Raw genomic sequence first — 1,871 nt, 5'->3', positions numbered from 1 at the left:
AATTCACAGACCTGTATCTTCTTATATCGGGTAGAGATTTAGAAAATGACGAATACAATGATAAAGGGCTTGGTATTCCATACCTTATTGGTGCAAGTAATATTAGCGATGGAAAATTTAACATTAGCAGATGGACTATCTTGCCCAAAGTTGTTTCTGTTAAAAATGATTTGCTCATTACCTGTAAGGGGACTGTGGGTGAATTGCTTATTAATAGTATGAATGAGATTCATATAGCAAGACAAATAATGGCAATTCGCGCAATTTCTACAATAAATATCCAATACACAAAATACTGTATCCAGTTTTTTATTAGTAGCATAAAGGAAAGTGCGAAAGGTATAATTCCGGGAATTTCAAGAGAAGATATTTTGAATCTTCCTATTCCCCTTCCTCCTTTAGAAGAACAGAAACGCATAGTAAATCAAATCGAAACAATCTTCAAATCATTGGATTCCATTCAAAACAATCTTTAGCACCTCACATAAGATAATTTTGTTGCCGTAAACTTTTAAATATCAAAATTATGGTAACAACATTTCAGAAATCTCTTGAGAAAAGTGACCTCTCTAAGAGTACGGTTACGTCTTATGTATGGACTATCAATCATTTTCTTGCACAGTATGAAAAGATTGATAAAGAAAATCTTTTAGCCTATAAAGGCTATTTGATGGAGCACTTCAAACCCCAAACGGTCAATTTACGGTTGCAGGCATTGAATAAATACCTCGAATTTATTCAAAAGGAACGGTTGAAACTCAAATTTGTGAAAGTGCAACAAAAAAACTTCCTCGAAAACGTTGTCAGTGATGCAGATTACAAGTTTCTGAAAACCAATCTAAAAACCGATGGACATACCGAATGGTATTTTGTAGTTTGGTTTTTGACGGCAACCGGTGCGAGAATTAGCGAATTACTGCAAATAAAAGCGGAGCACGTTGAAACAGGGTACTTGGATATGTACACCAAAGGCGGGAAAGTTCGCCGATTGTATATTCCGAAAAAATTACGGGAAGAAGCCACAAAATGGTTAAAAGACAAGAGTTTTTCTTCGGGATATATTTTTCGAAACCGTTTTGGCGAACGAATTACCGCAAGAGGTATTTCGCAACAACTTAAACACTTTGCGGAAAAATACGGATTGAACATCAAGGTAATTTATCCTCATTCTTTCCGCCATCGCTTTGCCAAGAATTTTTTGGATAAATTCAACGACATTGCGCTATTGGCAGATTTAATGGGACATGAAAGTATCGAAACGACACGGATTTATTTGCGACGGACAGCGAGCGAACAACAAATGATTGTTGATAAAGTTGTTACATGGTAATACTCAATTACGAAAGCGTAGGAAATTGAAACCTACGCTTTTATTGATTGTTCGATTTCATCTAATTGATTGAAAATTGTTTCTATTTGGGACACAATACGCTTTTGTTCGGATAGTGGAGGAAGAGGAAAATAAAGCAAATTAAGTGATTGTCCTGTTAAATGTTTAATTGTAACACCTTTGCAATATTCTTCTAAAATTTCGCTATTATTGTAATGCCAAAGAGCATACATATAAAAATCTGAATTGATTTTAGCATAAAATCTTACTCGATGAATAGCATTTTGGTATCTCACCGAAACTGATTGATTTTTCCATACCGCACACCTTCCTGCTTCGCCACCTTCACAAATCAATAAATCACCTTCAAGGATATTGTATTTTTCAAGCTCCGATTCTTCAAATTTCATTTCTTTTAAATCATCCAAATCAACATGTCCCCAGCGGATATTTACACTTCTCAAATAAGTCTTAAATTCTCCTTTATTTTTTTGTTTATCAAGTGTTTTTCCAAGAGCAATGTTTGCAATATCATTTAACC

3 protein-coding genes are annotated in these 1,871 nt (G+C 34.6%); 2 read left to right on the top strand and 1 reads right to left on the bottom strand.

The window, feature by feature from the left end:
• Together ACYPWY_RS16135 and ACYPWY_RS16130 are read left to right on the top strand one after the other, a co-directional pair.
• A partial coding sequence (locus ACYPWY_RS16135) for a restriction endonuclease subunit S (RefSeq protein WP_459686571.1) occupies nucleotides 1-476 on the top strand: 476 nt, incomplete at its 5' end.
• Nucleotides 477-526: 50 nt separating this feature from the next.
• Nucleotides 527-1,330, top strand: a complete 804-nt coding sequence (locus ACYPWY_RS16130) for a tyrosine-type recombinase/integrase (protein ID WP_459686570.1) — start codon at nucleotides 527-529, stop codon at nucleotides 1,328-1,330.
• Nucleotides 1,331-1,362: 32 nt separating this feature from the next.
• Here ACYPWY_RS16130 and ACYPWY_RS16125 read toward each other — a convergent pair.
• On the bottom strand, nucleotides 1,363-1,871 hold a 509-nt coding region (locus tag ACYPWY_RS16125; protein WP_459686569.1), incomplete at its 5' end, for a restriction endonuclease subunit S.

It is taken from the genome of Viscerimonas tarda, assembly GCF_054601255.1.
Note: the sequence above shows the minus strand (reverse complement) of the source record. Positions and strands in the feature narration are given on the sequence as shown.

Excerpts from the sequence above, each read along its gene's own strand:
- ACYPWY_RS16130 (WP_459686570.1), top strand. The coding sequence starts at position 527 with ATGGTAACAACATTTCAGAAATCTCTTGAGAAAAGTGACCTCTCTAAG.